Origin of the sequence: Erythrobacter litoralis (genome assembly GCF_001719165.1) — a bacterium.
Taxonomy (GTDB): Bacteria; Pseudomonadota; Alphaproteobacteria; order Sphingomonadales; family Sphingomonadaceae; genus Erythrobacter; species Erythrobacter litoralis.
This window is the reverse complement of the sequence record NZ_CP017057.1, coordinates 1,709,011-1,726,239: the sequence shown is the minus strand read 5'-3', so window position 1 is coordinate 1,726,239 and position 17,229 is coordinate 1,709,011. Positions and strand designations below refer to the sequence as shown.

Sequence of the window (17,229 nt, the reverse complement as noted above, 5' to 3'; positions counted from 1 at the left end):
CCCCGCAGCCCTTAATCGCTTTGGCGCGCGGGGCAAGGCCTGCGCTCGCCGCGCGGCTGCCCCTGCAAACGATGTCAGCCGGCGATGCGGCCCTTGATGTCGCGCACCGCGCGGCTCGCCTTGCGCTTGGTGCGGCGGGTGGTGTCGCGGGCGCTGTCGGCGGCATTGCCGGCGCGGTAGCCGGCTTCGCGGCGAGCCTTGCGCGCGGCGGCCTCGGCGCTGTCGGACAGATCCTCCAGCCGGTCCTGCGCTGCTTCGGCGGTGGAAAGTGCCTCGTCGACCAGTTTCAGCACATAGGCGGTGAGCGCGTTCATGAACGGTGCGAACAAAGTCTCGCTTCCGCGCTTTGCCGCGCTGCCGGCAGCGTTTGCCGCGCCGCCGACCGCGCCTGCCGTGGCGCTCGCCGCGCGGCTCGCGGCGCGCCGGCCGGGGGGCGTTGCAAGGCCGATCAGGATGCCGATCCCGATCGCGCCGGCGACCACGGTAAGCGGATGGGCGCGGGTGTAATCGCGTGCGGCGACCGCGGCATCGCGCGCATCGTCGGCAAGGGTGCGCTCCGCGATGCGGCGCTCGCTCGCCTCGATCTTGGCGCGCAGTTCGTCGCGCTTGTCGTGGCCATTGCTGCCCGCATGGGCGGCATCGGCGGTCTTTTCCCAGGTCGTCTCGCCAGTGGTGGTGTCGGTCATGGTCTCTCCTTGCCCGCCCGAAGCGGGCTGATTTCTCACGGCGCGCAATATACGCGCACTAAGGTTCTTGTGAAAGCAACGGGACGAGGGCGGTGGGTGTTCCCGCTTCGCTCGTTCACCCGTGCCCTGCCTCGCCGTCATCGGGTTCGCTTTCGAATGCGTCCCCGAGGCCGAAAATCTCCAGAATGGGCTGGCGAGCAAGGAACAGGAACAGCGCGCCGATCAGTACGGCGATAACGCCGCGATTGTCGTCGGCCTTGTCGATCGCGAGATCGTAGACCTCCTCGGCGCCTTCCTTCATCCGGGTCCCGGTGCGCCGCGCGATGCTTTTGGGGGCGAAGCTCGTCTTTGCATGTTCGATATCGGCCTTGAGCACGGCGAGCGCGGCGTTCCGCAGCGCGCGGTCTTCGGCAAGGCGGGGATCGATGTCGGGCAATTCATTCCTCCCCTGCAGCGGCGGGCGGATCGTCGTTGGCGAAGATCGCCCCGATCCGCTGGCCGTGCTTCGCCGCCTTCCAGCCGAGCAGGCCGGTGACCGCGAGCAGGCCGCCCACGACGATCGCAATGGCGCCCCATATCGTCACCAGCGGGGCGAGCGCCATGACGAGGCCGACCGCAAGCGCGAGGACCGCGACATGCAGCACGACGACCGCGACGATGGCGAGGCCGAGCGCGATCCCTGCATTCTTGCCGGCAAGGCTCGCGCGGGTCTTCTGGAAATTGAGCTCGGCACTGACATAGGTGCGCCCGTCATCGATCAGCGCGGCGAGTTCCTCGGTGAGGGATTCGCTCAGCCCTTCTTCCGGCGGGCCGACCGTGGTCGGATCGGCGGGCATGTCGATCGGCGCCCCGGAGGGATCGAAGGGGTCCTCGATCCCGTTCGGGCTGTCGGGGGGCAAGGCTTCATCGGCGGCTCGCGGATCCCTCGCAAGCGTGCCGGGATCCTGCCCCGGGGCCGTCCTGGCTTCGCTCACGTCCTCAGTCGCGCGAACCGCGGAACATCCGGGCGAACAGGAAGCCCGCAAGCGCCGCGAGGCCGACCGCGAGGCCGGGGCTCTTGCGAACGAATTCGCGCGCGTCCTCGCCCAGTTCCTCGACGCTCTTTTCCTCGAGCTTGGCCGAAGTCTCGGTCAGGCTGCGCGAGGCCTTGCGGGCATAGTCGCCATATTCCTCGCCGAAGCGTTCGTCGATCCTGGTCGCCGTGTCGGAGACGACGTGCGAAAGCGAAACGAGCCCTTCGCTGACCGATTTCTTGCCGTCGCTGGCAAGCTCGCTCGCGCGGGTGCGGGCCTTGTCGGTGTAGGCTTCGCCCTTGCCCGATGCCTGTTCGCGATAGGCGCCCGCGCGGGTCTGCGCTTCGTTGCGCAGGGCGGCGGCGCCGGCCTTGGCTTCCTCGAGCGCGGCATTGAAGCGGCTCTTCGCCTCGGCGGCGTGGTTGCTGTCGGCGCCCTTGGCGGTCGCGCCGGTCTTGTTCGAGGATCCGGCCTTTTTCGGACCTGACGACTTGGTGGTCGAACCCTTGGTCGATTTCGCCGGGGTCTTCTTGGTGGTCGTGGATTTCGTGGTGCTGCTTTCTGCCATGGTCTTTCGTCACCTCCCGTGATCGAATTGATGCAATAGGAATTCACTGCTTCGCATGTCTATGCAATGGCCATGAGCCGAAAAGGGTCCGAAACTTTGCCAAGCCGTTTTCCGGCGCCTGGTCCATGGCGGGCAATCGGCGATGAGCGAACCGCCGCTTGCGCAGCCCCGGCGGGGCGCATAGGGACGCATCGGACAGCGCGAAGGCGTGCCGCCGCGCCGCCCCAATTCCTGCGTTGCACCTTTACACCACATCACAGCCGGAGCCAAACATGACTGCGATCATCGATCTTCACGGGCGCGAAATCCTCGACAGCCGGGGCAATCCCACCGTCGAGGTCGATGTGCTGCTCGAAGACGGCAGTTTCGGCCGCGCGGCGGTGCCTTCGGGCGCATCGACGGGCGCGCACGAGGCGGTCGAACTGCGCGACGGCGACAAGGATCGCTACAAGGGCAAGGGCGTGATCGGCGCGGTGAACGCGGTCAACACCGAGATCCGCGAGCTTCTGGTGGGCAGCTTCGATGCCGAGGACCAGCGCGATGTCGACATGGCGCTGATCGCGTTGGATGACACCCCCAACAAGGCCCGGCTCGGCGCGAACGCGATCCTCGGCACCAGCCTTGCCGTCGCCAAGGCGGCGGCCAATGCGCGCGGCCTTCCGCTGTATTCCTATATCGGTGGGGTTTCGGCCCACGTCCTGCCAGTCCCGATGATGAACATCATCAATGGCGGCGAACATGCCGACAACCCGATAGACATCCAGGAATTCATGGTCATGCCGGTCGGCGCCGACAGCATCGCCGAGGCCGTGCGCTGGGGTTCGGAGATATTCCACACCCTGAAGAAGGGCCTATCGGACAAGGGGCTTGCGACCTCCGTCGGCGACGAGGGCGGCTTTGCCCCCGACCTTGCCAGCACGCGCGACGCGCTCGATTTCATCATGGGGTCCATCGAACAGGCCGGGTTCACCCCGGGCGAGGACGTGGTGCTGGCATTGGACTGCGCGGCGACCGAATTCTTCAAGGGCGGCAAATACGAGATTTCTGGCGAGGGGCTCAGCCTGTCGGGCGAGGAAATGGCCCAATATCTCGCAAAACTGTGCGCCGATTACCCCATCCGTTCGATCGAGGACGGCATGAGCGAGGACGATTTCGAAGGCTGGAAGGCGCTGACCGATCTCATCGGTGATCGCGTCCAGCTGGTCGGCGACGACCTGTTCGTGACCAACCCTGCGCGCCTTGCCGACGGGATCGAGCGCGGCCTTGCGAATTCGCTGCTGGTCAAGGTCAACCAGATCGGCACGCTCAGCGAAACGCTCGAAGCGGTCGATATGGCGACGCGCGCGCGTTACACCAGCGTGATGAGCCATCGTTCGGGCGAGACCGAGGACGCGACCATCGCCGACCTCGCGGTCGCGACCAATTGCGGGCAGATCAAGACCGGCAGCCTGGCGCGGTCTGACCGGCTTGCGAAATACAACCAGCTGATCCGGATCGAGGAAGAGCTCGGCACCAGTGCGGTCTATGCCGGGCCGGGCTGTTTCGGAGCGCTCAAGCGTTAGAGAGCGCTTCTAGGACGCCCCGGCGGCAAGCGTGAAATAGCGATCCATCGCGTCCAGCCCGGCGGGCGTCAGGCGCACCAGCACGCGGCGCTGATCGGCGGGGTCATGTTCGCGCAGGACCAGTCCGTGATCCGCCAGCACGCCGAGCCAGCGCAGCCCCGTCGTGGGCGGGGCGGCCGAGCCGATGCACGCGCTCGACACCGAGACGTCCTTTCGCTCGACATGGGCGATGTAAAGGTCGAGCAAGATGTCCCAGGCAGGTTCGCCGAACAGGTCGGGATTGCCGAAGATCGCCGCGCGGCGGCGGCGGGCGGCATAGGCCTTGCGCGCGAGCACGCCGTGGCGCCGGCGGCGCTGGTCGGGATCGAGGGATTGATCGTGCGCTTCGCCGTTCGCCCGGTCTTGCGTCCGGTCGTTGATGGCGCCGGAATTGGCCGGAGACTGCGGAAAAACCGAAGCGCCCGGCAGCGCTTCTGCCATGTCGCGCGCGACGGCGGCGAATTCGGCGCCGCGCAATTGCCGTGCGATGGCCATGAGCTGGTCGGCGAGCGGTTTGAGATCCGAGGGTTTCAGATTTGCAAGCTCATGGTCCTTCGGGCCGGTTTCGACCGGTCGCAGCCTGCGCGTGGACGTGGAACGGCAGGCAGTGCGGCGTTCCGACACGCGATCGGTTTCATCGTTCGCCCCTTCTTCGCCGGAGGATTCGCCGAAACGGTCCGGAAAGGCGGAAATGCGGGCGTCATCCACTGCATCTGCTCCGCTGCTGTTCATCGATCGGGTCAACGAATAGCGGCAGGTCGCGCAGGAGCTGCTCGGCGGGTTCCGGCACGGGGCCACCGGCCGCAGGGGGCCGGGATGCACGACACAGCGTGCAGGTGGCAATGTGCGGGCAAGCCATGGAATTGCGACCTTCCAAATCCGCAGGACGCTTTATGGCCGCAAGCCCCCACGGCCCATCGACCAAATCGCCCCTTCTGCGAATTTCAATAGCTTACCGGCGGCTCACTGGCTTTACGCAGGACTACTCAGGTAAAGTACGTAGTCCTGCGCGCCGGTTCGGGAATGATCGCCGTCAGTGGGGCTGGCCCGTCGCGGGAAGGATGCACAGCAGGCGCGGATCGATCGAGGCAAAGCGCTCGCCCGCGCGCCCGGCTGAGCGCTGTCGGGCCGCATCCATGGCATCGGGGGCAGCGGCGAATCGCGCTGCCGCCCCTTCTCCAAGGGCCGCGAGATGTTCGATCGCCGCATTGACATGGATTGCGGCGATCCCCGCGCCGACCCGGTCGAGCCGGGCGAGGCATTCGCGAAGGATGCGTGCGACCTCGGCCAGTTCGGTCTCGGCAGCGGTCTGTTCGGTGTTCAATTCGGATCCCCTGAGCTTGCTGGTTTCGCCGCGACCCTCCGGGCGATTGCGTAGCCTACCCTTATGAAGACCTATATCCGGGCAAACACCTAGTCCGCGCTCGGGCCGGGGGGTGCATCAGCGTGCGAAACGTTCGGCGAGCGCCATCATCGCGAGCGCCGCGCGGGCCGCTTCGCCGCCCTTGTCCTTCTGTGCCGGGTCCGCGCGCACCTGCGCCTGGGCCTCGTTCTCGACCGTCAGGATGCCGTTGCCGATCGCGATGCCGTCCATTGTCAGAGCCATGATCGCGCGCGCGCTTTCGCCCGCGACGATCTCGAAATGATAGGTTTCGCCCCGGATCACGACGCCGATCGCGACGAAGCCGTCGTAATCGCCGCTTTCCGCGGTAAGGGCGATCGCCCCCGGAACCTCGAGCGCGCCGGGTACGGTCAGCACCTCCGTCTCGTGGCCCGCAGCCTCGATCACGGCGCGCGCGCCTTCGATCAGCTGGTCATTGAGGTGTTCGTAAAAACGCGCCTCGACGATGAGAATGCGTGCCATGGTAATTACTCCGGGATCGGCCGGTGGCCGGTGATGGTGAGCCCGAATCCCTCGATCGCAACGAGGTCGGGGCGCGAATTGGACAGCAGGATCATGTCGTGCACGCCGAGATCGGCGAGGATCTGCGAACCGATGCCGATATTGCGCAGCTCCTCGTCCTTGCTCCACGCGCCGGTGCCGACGCGGCCCGTCAGGATCACGATGATCCCCGCGCCGTGTTCGCCCACCGCCTCCATCGCGCGCTGCAGCGTGCGCTTGCGCGGGCCAGGCGCACCGAGCACGTCGTCGAAGACCGAAATCGGGTGGACGCGGGCGAGGGTGGGCTCGCCGGGGACGACATGGCCTTTCTGCAGGACATAGGCTTCGTTCCCTTCCACCCGGTCGCGATAGGTGATCATGCGCCAGTGGCCGCCGTAATCGCTTTCGAACGAGCTTTCGCCGGTGCGCTCGACGAGGTGGTCGTTGCGCATCCGGTAGGCGATGAGATCGCGGATCGTGCCGATCTTGAGATCGTGCTTGCGCGCGAATTTCACGAGGTCGTCCATGCGCGCCATGGTCCCGTCCTCGTTCATGATCTCGCAGATGACGCCCGAGGGGTTGAGCCCGGCAAGACGGGAGATGTCGACCGCGGCCTCGGTGTGCCCGGCGCGCACCAGCGTGCCGCCGTCGCGCGCGGCGAGCGGGAAGACGTGGCCCGGCGTGACGATGTCGTCGGAGCCCTTCGTCGCGTCGATCGCGACCGAAATGGTGCGCGCCCGGTCGGCGGCCGAAATGCCGGTGGTGACGCCTTCCTTCGCCTCGATCGAGATGGTGAAGGCGGTCTGCATCGATTCCTTGTTGTTCCGGCTCATCGGTTCGAGCCCGAGCGTATCGACGCGGGCCTTGTCCAATGCGAGGCAGATGAGGCCGCGGCCATGCGTCGCCATGAAATTGACCGCGGCAGGCGTTGCCATCTGGGCGGGGATGATGAGATCGCCCTCGTTTTCGCGGTCCTCGTCGTCGACGAGTATGTACATGCGGCCATTGCGCGCCTCGTCGATGATCTCCTCGATCCCGACGAGCACGGGGCGTTCGTCATTGTCGTCGAGGAAGGCGGCGAGCTTGGCGAGGGTTTCGGCGGTGGGATTCCAGCCTTCCTCGGCGCAGTCGCGCAGCGTGTTGGCGTGGAGCCCGGCAGCGCGGGCAAGGCCGGCGCGCGTGAAAGCGCCGCTTTCGACGAGTTCGCGGACGCGTGTGATAGTGGATGTGTTCATACAGGCGCTCTATCACACGACAATGTGAAATCAAGTGCAGTGATTGGCGCCGAAAACCCCATCGCGTATGAACTAAGCGAACGAAACGCCCGCGCGATGTGGCGCAGGATGTGACCTGCATCGCAGGAACCGGCAAGGGGGTGGTGGTGGACGCACTAGGGCTCGAACCTAGGACCCGCTGATTAAGAGTCAGCTGCTCTACCAACTGAGCTATGCGTCCGTACCGATGGGCATCGGAAAATTCACCGCGAGGGGGTGCTGGGCACGGTCCCGAATCGCGTGAGGCGCTGCATATAGCGCGCTTGGCGCCAATGGGAAGGGGCTATGCCGTGTCGACCGCGATATTCTCTTTCGCCAGGGCCATGAAGCGGCGCTGCGTCTCGGGCGAGAGGCGCACCGTGCTTTCGAACCTGTCGGACATGTTCTCCTCGATCCGCACCACGCCCTCCCGCGCGAGAAGGTGGGCGATCCTCAGCGCACTCGGCTGCGATATGCCGAGAACGCAGTGAAGCTGGCGCAGGGTCGTCTGGTGTCCTCCTGCCTCGCGCTGGCGGATCGCCTCGGTCATCAGCGCGGCGAGCACGATGCCGCCCTCGCGCAGGGGAGGGTCGGCCGGGGAGCACGGCTCGCGCGCGCCGATCCGGGCAAACAGGGAGCGAATGGGACGCAGGGGGGAAAGCATTGTCTTGGGGCCGATTTCGAAAGGGTGTTCCTGGCGACAGGCTGGCCAAAGGGGGAGTAGCCGCTGCCGCCAGGTTCCGGGCTTTCAGCTTTCCCGCCCTCGTGGGGCAGGGTGCGACCCGAAGGCCCGAACTGGTTTCGTGGCGCGCCTATGCCGCCGGTTTCCGGGAGGGGAAAGTCGCCCATCCGGGTGACTTCGTGTATGCCCGGCAGAATGCACCGTCATTTTGCAAGGATCGACCGGATCGAAGACATCGCCGAGGCGATCGAATATGGCTGCGATGTCGCGAGGGCAGAAGGCGTGGTGCGCCACAGCTATCATGTCACGCCGCTGTTCGAAGAGCCGACCTCGCCGTCCACCGTCGTCTACGCGCGCGGCTTTTCGGACGAATGGCTCGCCCTTTACGAACGGGACGATTTCCGCCGGGACGACCCGATCCCGGGAAGAGTGCTTGAACACGGTTCGATGCTGACCTGGCAGGAGGCGATGCAGGCGGGGCCGAACACGCCGGGGAACGAAGCCTATTTCAAGGCCATGCGCGAACACGGGCTGATCCATGGCTTTGGCGTCCCGCTGTTCGGCATGCACGGGCGCGACGGCTATGCCGCGTTCGATTTCGACCGCCCCCTGGCGGATGTGCCTGACAGGACGCTGGGTCTCGTGCGCGCCATCGCGCAGGCCTCCCATCAGCGCGTATGCGTCCTCATAGAAAGCGCGCCGACCCGGATCAGCCTGTCCGAACGCGAGCGCCAAGTGCTCGAATGGCTGACTGAGGGAAAGTCGCTTTCGGTCACTGCAGAGATCATGGGCCTGTCGCCCGACACGGTGAAGACCTACGCCCGGCGCATCTACGCAAAGCTCGATGCGTCGGACCGGGTCGGGGCGGTGGTGAAGGCGTTGAGGCTGGGGCTGGTGCGGGTCTGAGCCGCGCCGTTCAGGTCGTGAGCCCGCCCGAAAGGCTCCCGCTCAATCCTCTGCCCGGCGCGCGCTTGTTCCAGCGGTCGACCATCATCAGCGCGCCGATGCAGATCATGTTGGTGAGCATGGACGAGCCGCCATGGCTCATGAACGGCAGCGGGATGCCGACGACGGGCGCAAATCCCATCACCATCAGCAGGTTGACCGCCACATAGAAGAAGATCGTCGCGACCATGCCACCTGCGAGCAGCTGGGCGAAGCGATCGCGCGAGGCGCGGGCGACCTCGAGCCCCCAGCGCAGGATGACCCCGAAGATCGCGATCACGAACAGGCCGCCGAGAAGGCCCCATTCCTCGGCCATGGTGGCGAAGACGAAATCGGTGTGCGGTTCGGGCAGGTATTGCAGGTGGCTTTGCGAACCCTCGTTGAAGCCCTTGCCGAACAGGCCGCCCGATCCGATCGCGATCTTGGACTGGGTGATGTGATAGCCCGCACCCAGCGGATCGGCTTCGGCGTCGAACATGGTGAGCACCCGGCGCTGCTGGTATTCCTTGAGGCCGAAGAAGAACGCGACAGGTGCCGCCGCGGCCGCCGCGACGGCGCCGCCGATGAACCAGCGCAGCGGCAGCCCTGCAAGCAGCATCACCACCGCCCCGCCGAATGCGATCGCAAGGCTGGTGCCGAGATCGGGCTGCAGCAGGACGAAGGCGACCGGGGCCGCGATCATCGCTCCGGGCAGCAGCACCGCGCGCCAGCCGGTGATGAGGCCGACCGGCAGCGAGGAATAGAAATGCGCCAGCGTCACCACGATCACCGGCTTCATCAGTTCTGAAGGCTGCAACACCATGAAGCCGAGATCGAGCCAGCGCTGGCTGCCGCCGCCGACCTGGCCGATGATCTCGACCGCCACGAGCAGGGCGAGCACTACGAGATAGGCCGGATAGGTGAGGAAACGCACCAATTCGCGCGGGAAGGCCGCGATCACCAGCGCCATGACGAGAAACACCCCGAAGCGCACGAGATGCGAACTCGCGAAGGGATCCATCGAGCCTCCGGCGGCCGAATAGAGCACCGCCGCACCGAAGCCGACCAGCAGGAAGAGCGGAATCAGCATCCCCCAGGGCTGGCGCGCGATCGGATCGGGTATGACACTGGCCATGGCGGTTATTCGCCTCCGTCCCGCGCCGGAACCGCGCTGTCGGGTGGCGGACTGCCGGAGGCGGTGGGATCGGGGCGCGGCGCGATCGCGTCGTCGGCGATCGCCTGCGTGCGCGCGGCGGCGAGCCTCGCCTCGGCCTCCACCTGGTCGAAGATATCCTCGTCCCGGCGCGGCGGGGGAACCACGGTTGCCCCGCGCTCGGCGGCATAGGCGGCATAGCGTTTTTCCAGCCGCTGCTGGGCGGTGCCGCCCCATTGCTCCTCTAGCTTGGTGAGCGCGTCCATGCCCTTTTCCGGATCGAACATGAACGTCATCACGTCGCGCGCGATCGGATAGGCCGCGCCCGAGCCGCCGCCATGTTCGATGACGACCGCGCCGGCATAGCGCGGGTTCTCGAACGGGGCGAAGAAGACGAACAGGCCGTGGTCGCGGTATTTCCAGGGGCCGGACTTGCCGTCGGAAACCGAAAGCGAGACGACCTGCGCGGTGCCGGTCTTGCCCGCCATCAGGACGTCCTCCAGCGGAAGCCGCCCGCGTCCCGCCGTTCCGGGGCCGTTCACGACATCGCTCATCGCCTGGCGCACGAAGGCGACCTGGTCATCGGCGAGGTCCACCTGATCGATGCCGCGCGTCGGCGTGTTCATCACCAGCCGCGGCATGACATGCCGCCCGGTCGCGAGCCGGGTCGCCATCACCGCGAGCTGGAGCGGGCTGGTGAGGTAATAGCCCTGCCCGATCGAGGCGTTGACCGTGTCGAAATCCTGCCATTCGCGGCCGAACTTGTTGAACTTCCAGTCGGGCGTCGGGACCGTGCCGTAGAACTGGCTGGTGACCGGCAGCGGGAATTCCTTGCCCAGCCCGAACTGGCTCGCCATCGCGGCGACCTTGTCGAAGCCGACGGCCTGCGCGTAGTGATAGAAATAGCTGTCGCATGACTGATAGATCGCCTTGGCCATGTCGACGGTGCCGTGATTGCTCCAGCAATTGAAGAAACGGTTGCCGATCCGCCGCCCGCCGCCGCAGGAAATCGTCTCCTTGGGGTCGATCCCGGCTTTCAGGAAGGCCATGCAATGCATCGGCTTGACCGTAGAACCGGGTGGGTAGAGCCCTTGCAGCACCTTGTTGCGCAGGGGCACGCGCTCGTCCTCGCGCAGCATGGCGTATTCGACCGATCCGATGCCGTCCGAAAAGCTGTTTGGGTCGAAGCTCGGCATGGAAGCCATGCAGAGTAGGTCGCCGGTCTTGCAGTCCATGACGACGACCGATCCGCTTTCGAGACCAATGCGGCGCGCGGCATAATCCTGCAGCGGCCCGTCGATGGTGAGCTTGACCGGATCGCCTTGCACGTCCTCGCGCGTTTCGAGGTCGCGCACGATGCGCCCGCCCGCCGTCACCTCGACGCGCCGCGCACCCGGTACGCCGCGCAATTCCTGCTCGAACTGCTTTTCGAGCCCGTCCTTGCCGATCTTGTAGCCCGGCGTGATGAGGAGCGGGTTGCGGTCCTCCTCGTCATATTCCTCGGCATTGGCGGGGCCGACATAGCCGATCAGGTGCCCGACCGAGGGCCCCGTCGGGTAGAAGCGCGAAAACCCGCGCTGCGGGACGATCCCCTGGAGATCGGGCAGGCGTACGCTCAAAGCGGCGAATTGTTCGTAATTGAGCCCGCTCGCGACTTCGATCGGCTGATAGCCTTTCGACTGGACCACCTTCTGCTTGATATCGGCGATCCGGTCGGGCTCCAGCGCCAGCAGCGTTCCGATCTGTTCGATCGTCGCCTCGGGCTCGGACAGTCGTTCGGGGATCACGTCGACGCGGAAATCGGCGCGGTTCGAGGCGAGCGGCGCGCCGTTGCGATCGAGGATCCAGCCCCGCCGCGGCGGGATTAGCGACAGGTTCACCCGGTTGCTTTCGGATTCGAGCCGGTACTTCTCGTTCTCCGCGATCGCGAGATAGCCCATGCGCACCGCGAGCAGGGCGCCGATCCCGCCCTGCACCGCGCCGATGACCATTGCGCGCCTGTCGAACGTGTTGCGCAGGCCGGACGCGGTTATCTTCGGCCCGGCGCGCCTCAGCCCGCTTTTTCTGAACCAGCGCTTCATCCGATCCTCCGCGTGCGCGCCAGACGGAAGAGGTCGAGCCGCGAGACGAGCCTCGCGAAGACGGGATAGAGAACCACCGCCACCACGATCTGCGGCAGCATGGCAAGGAGCAGGGCAGGAGAGACGGTCGCGCGGGAAAGGGCCATCGCGGCAAGGATATACAGGACGATGGCTAGACCTGCGGTGAACCAGTCCTGCCAGAATCCGCGCCACGGGACCTGTTGCTCGAGATATTCGAACGCGATCATGGTCAGCGACCATAGCAGCACCGCGCAGCCGATCGGCTGCCCGCTGACGAGGTCGTCGAACAGGCCGAGCGGCACGCCAGCCCAGATCGGCAGCAGGCCAGGCCGCATCAGCCGCCAGGCGACGAGCATGATGTACCCGAGCGGCGGCGAGAGCGGCATGACATCGGCCTGGAGGAGCAGCACGGGCAGCAGCGAGCCGGCGAGGATCGAGACATAGGGAACCGTGCCCGCCCTCAGGGGCGAGGCTTCGCGGTTGATCCCGCTGCCGCGATAGCGCGTACTGCGCGTCGGCCTGCCGCGTCGTTCGATCACTCTTCCAGCTCTTGCTCGGTCAGCTCGTTCTCTCCGCCCACGCGCGATGCGGCGACAGCCTCGCCTTCGTAGATCGGCTCGATCGAGACGAAATCCGTCGCGGAAGGGTCCGCGATCAGCCGCGCAAGCCCGCCATCGGGAGTGAGTTCGCTCAAGACCGCAACCGCCACGCCCGGGCGGTAATAGCCGCCGGCGCCGCTGGTGACGAAGACATCGCCTTTCTTGAGAGGATTGAGTCCGAGATTGATCAGTCTGATCCGCAGCAATCCGTCGCCGCGCCCTTCGGCGAAGGCGACGGTGTTATCGCCCGCGCGGCGCACCGGAAGCACGCTTTCGCTGTCGGTCAGGAGCATTACCCGCGCCGAACCGCTCGCGACTTCGAGCACGCGCCCGACCACGCCGCGCGGCGAACGCACCGGCATGCCCGGCTCAAGACCGTCGGCACGGCCCACGCCGATATAGGCAAATCGCCGCGCACTGGCGGCGCTAGAGCCGACGAGCCGCGCGGTCGCGATCGGTTCGACCTCGCCCTTCGCAAGATCGAGCAGCGCCTTCAGCCGGCGGTTCTCGTCCCTTACCGCCTCGGCTTCGGCAAGACGGATGCGCGCTATCTCGTTCTCCTCGCGCAGCCGGGCATTCTGCGATCCGGCATAGAAATAACCGGACACGACATCCCAGGCCGATTGCGACCCGGTTCGTGCGGCAGCCGGGACTTCGCCCACCGGGGTGACGGCATCGCTCGCCGCGCCGCGCAGCGGCGCGAAGCTGCCCGGCTGCCAATAGGACAGCGCAAGCAGGCCCGCACCAAGAAGGGCACCGAGCGCCGCCAGCAGGTATCCGGTGAAGACGGAATATTGCGCCTTCTTCGAGAAACCCGAACGGCGCGATGACGGCGGCGCCATGGCCTGCTGCCCCTTCTTTCCCTGTCGAGCCCCCCGCATAGGCTGCGGGGGCTCGTGCGGATCATGCCGTCATCAGCACGCCGCGATAGATCGGATCCTCCATCGCCCGGCCGGTGCCGATGGCGACGCAGGTGAGCGGGTCCTCCGCGATCGAGACCGGCAGGCCGGTTTCCTCGCGCAGATGCTCGTCGAGCCGGCGGATCAGCGCGCCGCCTCCGGTGAGCACTATGCCCTGGTCGACGATGTCCGCGGCAAGTTCGGGCGCGGTGTTCTCGAGCGCGATGCGCACCCCTTCGACGATCGCGCCGATCGGTTCGGAAAGGGCCTCGGCGACATGCGCCTGGTTGATCGTGATCTCCTTGGGCACGCCGTTGACGAGGTCGCGCCCCTTCAGCGTGATCGTCTCGCCGATGCCGTCCTCGGGCACGACCGCGATGCCGTAATCCTTCTTGATCCGCTCTGCCGTGGCATCGCCGATCAGGAGGTTGTGATGCCGCCGGACATAGGAAACGATCGCCTCGTCCATCTTGTCGCCGCCGGTGCGGACCGAAGTGGTATAGGCAAGGCCGCGCAGCGACAGAACCGCGACTTCGGTCGTCCCGCCGCCAATGTCGACGACCATCGAACCGACCGGTTCGGTCACCGGCATGTCGGCGCCGATCGCGGCGGCCATCGGTTCGAGGATCAGGTGCACTTCCGATGCCCCCGCATTGGAAGCGGCATCGCGGATCGCGCGCTTTTCAACCGAGGTCGAGCCGGAGGGAACGCAGATCACGATTTCGGGATAGCGGAACAGGTTGCGCTTGCCATGGACCTTGCGGATGAAGTGCTTGATCATCTCCTCGGCGATTTCGATGTCGGCGATGACCCCGTCGCGAAGCGGGCGGATCGCCTCGATCGTGTCGGGCGTCTTGCCCATCATCATCTTCGCATCGTCGCCGACCGCCTTGACGCGCTTGACGCCGTTGATCGTCTCGATCGCAACCACGCTGGGCTCGTTGAGGATGATGCCCTGGTCCTGCACGTAGACGAGCGTGTTCGCGGTGCCGAGGTCGATCGCCATGTTCTGCGATCCGAATTTGAACAGGTTCGAAAGGAAACTCATTTGTTCTTGTTCCGTGAGCTCTTTGGGCAAGTACGGCAGGGCCCCTGCCGGACATGGGTCACTCGAATGTGACGTGACCCGATGCGCCTAGCGTTTTCGCATTCAAAAGGCCAAAAATATTGTTGACGCTGTTGCCGATTATGGGGGGTTACCCTCGAATTTGCGACCGCTGACGTCTAGGCTGCGACCAATGTCGCATATTCGCCGCCTTCCTTCGGTCCTTGTCAACCGCATCGCTGCGGGCGAAGTGGTCGAGCGCCCGGCTTCCGCGCTCAAGGAAGTGGTCGAGAACGCGATCGACGCGGGCGCCGCGCGAATCGCCATTGCGCTGACCGATGGCGGGCTCACGCGGCTCGAGGTGACGGATGACGGCTGCGGGATGGATGCGGCGGAAATGGAGCTCGCTCTCGAACGGCACGCGACTTCCAAACTGCCCGATGCGCTGATCGGCGAAGAGGGCGCGATCGAAATGGTCGAGACGCTGGGCTTTCGCGGCGAAGCGCTGCCTTCGATCGCGAGCGTTGCGCGCCTCACGCTGGAGAGCCGGGTGCATGGCGCGGCCGACGGATGGCGAAGGGTGGTCGATCACGGCGACCTAATCGAGGAAGGGCCGGCCGCATTGCCGCCCGGGACGCGCGTGCGGGTCGAACAGCTTTTTGCCCGCGTGCCCGCTCGCCGCAAGTTCCTGCGCACCGCGCGCAGCGAATATATCGCCAGCCTAGACGTGATCCGCCGCCTTGCCATGGCGCGCCCCGAAATCGCCTTCACTCTTACCAATGGCGCCGAAGGCAAGGAGCGCACGGTTCTGCGCACGCAGGCGGGAGAGCCGCTGGCCACTCGCGTCGCCCAGATCATCGCGCACGAACTCAAGGACAATTCGGTTGCGATCGATCTCACTCGCGATACGCCCCACGGGACGATGCGGCTGACGGGGATCGCGGGGCTGCCGACCTACAATCGCGGCGTGGCGGATCATCAATACCTCTTCGTCAACGGCCGCCCGGTGAAGGATCGCCTGCTGGTCGGGGCGGTGCGAGGGGCCTATTCGGACATGCTCGCGCGCGACCGGCACGCAGTGCTCGCCCTGTTCCTCGAGCTGCCGCCGCAGGATGTCGACGTCAACGTTCACCCCGCCAAGACCGAAGTGCGCTTTCGCGATGCAAGCGGGGTGCGCGGTTTCATCGTCTCCGGGCTCAGGCAGGCTCTTGCGACCGGCGACCGGCGCAGCGCGCAGGGCCCCGACCGCAAGGCGATGGAGCGCTGGCAGACCGAACCTGCCGCTCCCATGACCGCTCCGCCGCAATCGGGCGCGCTGGAAAGCATCTTTTCTGGCCGCGACTGGACCGCGCCGCAATCGCGCCCCGCAAGTGTCGGGGAAGCCCGGAGTGGATGGGGCGACACGAGCGATGCCCTGCCCATGGGCCGCGCCGAGGAAGCCGCGCCAATCCCCGCGGAAACCCGCCGGTACCCGCTCGGCATCGCCCGCGGGCAGGTCGCGAACACATATATCGTCGCCGAGGCCGCCGACGGCCTGGTCCTGGTCGACCAGCACGCCGCGCACGAGAGGCTCGTACTCGAACGGTTGCGCGCGGCCGGCGCGGGGGAAGCCGCAAAAAGGTCGCAGGCGCTGCTCGTGCCCGACGTGGTCGAACTGGACGAGGTCGATTGCGACCGGCTCGAGGAAGCGGCCGAGGGGCTCGCGCGCTTTGGCCTCGTGATCGAGCGTTTCGGCCCGGCAGCCATGCTGGTGCGTGCCGTGCCCTCGGCCATCGCAAAGGCGGATACGGGCAGGCTGCTGCGCGATCTTGCTGACGACATCGCCCATCACGGCCACCAGCAGGACAGCGGCGCGCTGCTGCTTGCGGAGCGGCTTGAATACACGCTCGCGACGATGGCATGCCACGGATCGGTTAGGGCAGGGCGGGTGCTCTCGGTCGCCGAGATGAACGCGCTGCTGCGCGAAATGGAAGCCACGCCGCGTTCGGGCCAGTGCAATCATGGCCGCCCGACATGGGTGAAGCTGTCGATGGAAGACGTCGAAAAGCTGTTCGGACGACATTGAGGGCGCGCCGCCGCGTTCGTCGGCGTGTGCAGGGAACGGACCTGTAAGCCCCTTGGTTTGACCACATGATTGCGAAAAGCGCATATGGATAAAGCGCGCGCAAGGATCAGGAAGGGCAAGAGGAATGACAACAGGCACCAGAACCGCCACCATGGCTAAATACACGCGCAAAGGTTTGGGCCGGGTGTTCGGACCTCTCGCCGTGTTCTTCCGCGGTTTTATGGAGGCGCCGCGCATGGTCGGCTCGGTCATCCCTTCCTCGCGGGTGACGATCGACGCCATGCTCGACCGGGTCGATTGGGACAATTGCAAGCTGTTCGTCGAATATGGACCCGGTGTCGGGACCTTCTGCCCACATATCCTCGACCGCCTGCCGGAAGACGGCAAGCTGCTCGTGATAGAAACGAATGAGCGTTTCGTGGACTATCTCAAGCGGACGGTTCGGGACGATCGGTTCCATGCACGGCTCGGCTCGGCCGAGGATGTCGAACGGTTCGTGAAGCAAGTGGGCCATGAAAAGGCCGACTTCGTGCTTTCGGGCCTGCCGATCTCGACTCTGCCCGAAGGCGTCGCCGACCGTATCGTCGCTGCGACCGAGCGGGTGCTCCGGCGCGGCGGGGCATTCCTGACCTACCAGTTCCGCCCTGCCGCTCGCGATCTTACCGAGCAGCATTTCGACAGGCTCGAGACCGACTTCGTCTGGCGCAACATTCCGCCCTGCATTCTTGCCTGGGGCTGGAAAGAGCGTCCGGCCTGA

At 66.1% G+C, this 17,229-nt stretch carries 18 protein-coding genes and 1 tRNA gene; 4 read left to right on the top strand and 15 right to left on the bottom strand.

What is annotated here, in order from left to right; translation table 11 throughout:
• Positions 1–74: 74 nt before the first annotated feature.
• The 4 genes from Ga0102493_RS08210 to Ga0102493_RS08195 form a co-directional block, all read right to left on the bottom strand.
• A complete protein-coding gene (locus tag Ga0102493_RS08210) occupies positions 75–686 on the bottom strand; it encodes a hypothetical protein (RefSeq protein WP_034901352.1) in 612 nt (203 codons plus the stop codon).
• Between the two features lie 115 nt (positions 687–801).
• Positions 802–1,122 carry a hypothetical protein gene (locus Ga0102493_RS08205; RefSeq protein ID WP_034901353.1) on the bottom strand — a complete coding sequence of 107 codons (321 nt, stop codon included), beginning with the start codon at positions 1,120–1,122 and terminating at the stop codon, positions 802–804.
• Position 1,123: 1 nt separating this feature from the next.
• The gene (locus Ga0102493_RS08200) at positions 1,124–1,660 is read right to left on the bottom strand and encodes a phage holin family protein (RefSeq protein ID WP_051697619.1); all 537 of its coding nucleotides are present in this window, start codon (positions 1,658–1,660) and stop codon (positions 1,124–1,126) included.
• A 4-nt stretch (positions 1,661–1,664) separates the two neighbouring features.
• Positions 1,665–2,267: a hypothetical protein gene (locus tag Ga0102493_RS08195; protein ID WP_034901354.1), complete on the bottom strand. Its 603-nt coding sequence runs from the start codon at positions 2,265–2,267 to the stop codon at positions 1,665–1,667.
• Positions 2,268–2,539: 272 nt separating this feature from the next.
• Here Ga0102493_RS08195 and eno point away from each other — a divergent pair, with 272 nt between their 5' ends.
• Positions 2,540–3,829 carry a phosphopyruvate hydratase gene (gene eno / locus Ga0102493_RS08190; protein ID WP_034901355.1) on the top strand — a complete coding sequence of 430 codons (1,290 nt, stop codon included), beginning with the start codon at positions 2,540–2,542 and terminating at the stop codon, positions 3,827–3,829.
• Between the two features lie 9 nt (positions 3,830–3,838).
• Here the strand turns inward: eno and Ga0102493_RS15720 are convergent, their stop codons facing one another.
• The 6 genes from Ga0102493_RS15720 to Ga0102493_RS08160 all read right to left on the bottom strand — a co-directional run bounded on the left by Ga0102493_RS15720 (position 3,839) and on the right by Ga0102493_RS08160 (position 7,667).
• Entirely contained in the window at positions 3,839–4,576 is a 738-nt protein-coding gene (locus Ga0102493_RS15720) for a MarR family transcriptional regulator (RefSeq protein WP_083228518.1), read from the bottom strand.
• A gap of 325 nt (positions 4,577–4,901) precedes the next feature.
• Complete coding sequence (locus Ga0102493_RS08180) at positions 4,902–5,192, bottom strand: hypothetical protein (protein WP_034901356.1); 291 nt, start codon at positions 5,190–5,192, stop codon at positions 4,902–4,904.
• 117 nt (positions 5,193–5,309) lie between these two features.
• Positions 5,310–5,732 carry a 6,7-dimethyl-8-ribityllumazine synthase gene (gene ribH, locus Ga0102493_RS08175; RefSeq protein WP_034901358.1) on the bottom strand — a complete coding sequence of 141 codons (423 nt, stop codon included), beginning with the start codon at positions 5,730–5,732 and terminating at the stop codon, positions 5,310–5,312.
• 5 nt (positions 5,733–5,737) lie between these two features.
• Positions 5,738–6,985: a 3,4-dihydroxy-2-butanone-4-phosphate synthase gene (gene ribB / locus Ga0102493_RS08170; protein WP_034901360.1), complete on the bottom strand. Its 1,248-nt coding sequence runs from the start codon at positions 6,983–6,985 to the stop codon at positions 5,738–5,740.
• A gap of 144 nt (positions 6,986–7,129) precedes the next feature.
• A tRNA-Lys gene (locus Ga0102493_RS08165) sits at positions 7,130–7,205 on the bottom strand.
• 102 nt (positions 7,206–7,307) lie between these two features.
• A complete protein-coding gene (locus Ga0102493_RS08160; protein WP_034901362.1) occupies positions 7,308–7,667 on the bottom strand; it encodes a hypothetical protein in 360 nt (119 codons plus the stop codon).
• A gap of 213 nt (positions 7,668–7,880) precedes the next feature.
• Between Ga0102493_RS08160 and Ga0102493_RS08155 the strand changes: the two genes are divergently transcribed.
• Positions 7,881–8,591, top strand: coding sequence for a helix-turn-helix transcriptional regulator (locus tag Ga0102493_RS08155; protein ID WP_051697621.1), 711 nt, complete (start codon positions 7,881–7,883; stop codon positions 8,589–8,591).
• A gap of 10 nt (positions 8,592–8,601) precedes the next feature.
• Here Ga0102493_RS08155 and rodA read toward each other — a convergent pair whose 3' ends face one another.
• The 5 genes from rodA to Ga0102493_RS08130 form a co-directional block, all read right to left on the bottom strand.
• Positions 8,602–9,744: a rod shape-determining protein RodA gene (gene rodA, locus Ga0102493_RS08150; RefSeq protein WP_034901364.1), complete on the bottom strand. Its 1,143-nt coding sequence runs from the start codon at positions 9,742–9,744 to the stop codon at positions 8,602–8,604.
• A gap of 5 nt (positions 9,745–9,749) precedes the next feature.
• Positions 9,750–11,843, bottom strand: coding sequence for a penicillin-binding protein 2 (gene mrdA / locus Ga0102493_RS08145; protein ID WP_034901367.1), 2,094 nt, complete (start codon positions 11,841–11,843; stop codon positions 9,750–9,752).
• Positions 11,840–12,403 carry a hypothetical protein gene (locus Ga0102493_RS08140; protein ID WP_034901368.1) on the bottom strand — a complete coding sequence of 188 codons (564 nt, stop codon included), beginning with the start codon at positions 12,401–12,403 and terminating at the stop codon, positions 11,840–11,842. The genes mrdA and Ga0102493_RS08140 overlap by 4 nt, the downstream gene beginning before the upstream one ends.
• Positions 12,400–13,305: a rod shape-determining protein MreC gene (mreC, locus tag Ga0102493_RS08135; RefSeq protein WP_034901371.1), complete on the bottom strand. Its 906-nt coding sequence runs from the start codon at positions 13,303–13,305 to the stop codon at positions 12,400–12,402. Before mreC ends, Ga0102493_RS08140 begins: the two co-directional genes overlap by 4 nt.
• A gap of 61 nt (positions 13,306–13,366) precedes the next feature.
• Positions 13,367–14,410, bottom strand: a complete 1,044-nt coding sequence (locus tag Ga0102493_RS08130) for a rod shape-determining protein (RefSeq protein ID WP_034901373.1) — start codon at positions 14,408–14,410, stop codon at positions 13,367–13,369.
• Positions 14,411–14,600: 190 nt separating this feature from the next.
• Here Ga0102493_RS08130 and mutL point away from each other — a divergent pair, with 190 nt between their 5' ends.
• Together mutL and Ga0102493_RS08120 are read left to right on the top strand one after the other, a co-directional pair.
• Entirely contained in the window at positions 14,601–16,472 is a 1,872-nt protein-coding gene (gene mutL, locus Ga0102493_RS08125; RefSeq protein ID WP_034901377.1) for a DNA mismatch repair endonuclease MutL, read from the top strand.
• Positions 16,473–16,596: 124 nt separating this feature from the next.
• Positions 16,597–17,229: a class I SAM-dependent methyltransferase gene (locus Ga0102493_RS08120; RefSeq protein ID WP_034901379.1), complete on the top strand. Its 633-nt coding sequence runs from the start codon at positions 16,597–16,599 to the stop codon at positions 17,227–17,229.

Bases quoted from the DNA above. Each gene is read 5' to 3' on its own strand.
- Ga0102493_RS08130 (WP_034901373.1), bottom strand. From the start codon at position 14,410: ATGAGTTTCCTTTCGAACCTGTTCAAATTCGGATCGCAGAACATGGCG.
- Ga0102493_RS08195 (WP_034901354.1), bottom strand. From the start codon at position 2,267: ATGGCAGAAAGCAGCACCACGAAATCCACGACCACCAAGAAGACCCCG.
- mreC (WP_034901371.1), bottom strand. From the start codon at position 13,305: ATGGCGCCGCCGTCATCGCGCCGTTCGGGTTTCTCGAAGAAGGCGCAA.
- ribH (WP_034901358.1), bottom strand. From the start codon at position 5,732: ATGGCACGCATTCTCATCGTCGAGGCGCGTTTTTACGAACACCTCAAT.
- mrdA (WP_034901367.1), bottom strand. From the start codon at position 11,843: ATGAAGCGCTGGTTCAGAAAAAGCGGGCTGAGGCGCGCCGGGCCGAAG.
- ribB (WP_034901360.1), bottom strand. From the start codon at position 6,985: ATGAACACATCCACTATCACACGCGTCCGCGAACTCGTCGAAAGCGGC.
- Ga0102493_RS08160 (WP_034901362.1), bottom strand. From the start codon at position 7,667: ATGCTTTCCCCCCTGCGTCCCATTCGCTCCCTGTTTGCCCGGATCGGC.
- Ga0102493_RS08120 (WP_034901379.1), top strand. From the start codon at position 16,597: ATGACAACAGGCACCAGAACCGCCACCATGGCTAAATACACGCGCAAA.
- eno (WP_034901355.1), top strand. From the start codon at position 2,540: ATGACTGCGATCATCGATCTTCACGGGCGCGAAATCCTCGACAGCCGG.
- mutL (WP_034901377.1), top strand. From the start codon at position 14,601: ATGTCGCATATTCGCCGCCTTCCTTCGGTCCTTGTCAACCGCATCGCT.
- rodA (WP_034901364.1), bottom strand. From the start codon at position 9,744: ATGGCCAGTGTCATACCCGATCCGATCGCGCGCCAGCCCTGGGGGATG.
- Ga0102493_RS08155 (WP_051697621.1), top strand. From the start codon at position 7,881: ATGCACCGTCATTTTGCAAGGATCGACCGGATCGAAGACATCGCCGAG.
- Ga0102493_RS08210 (WP_034901352.1), bottom strand. From the start codon at position 686: ATGACCGACACCACCACTGGCGAGACGACCTGGGAAAAGACCGCCGAT.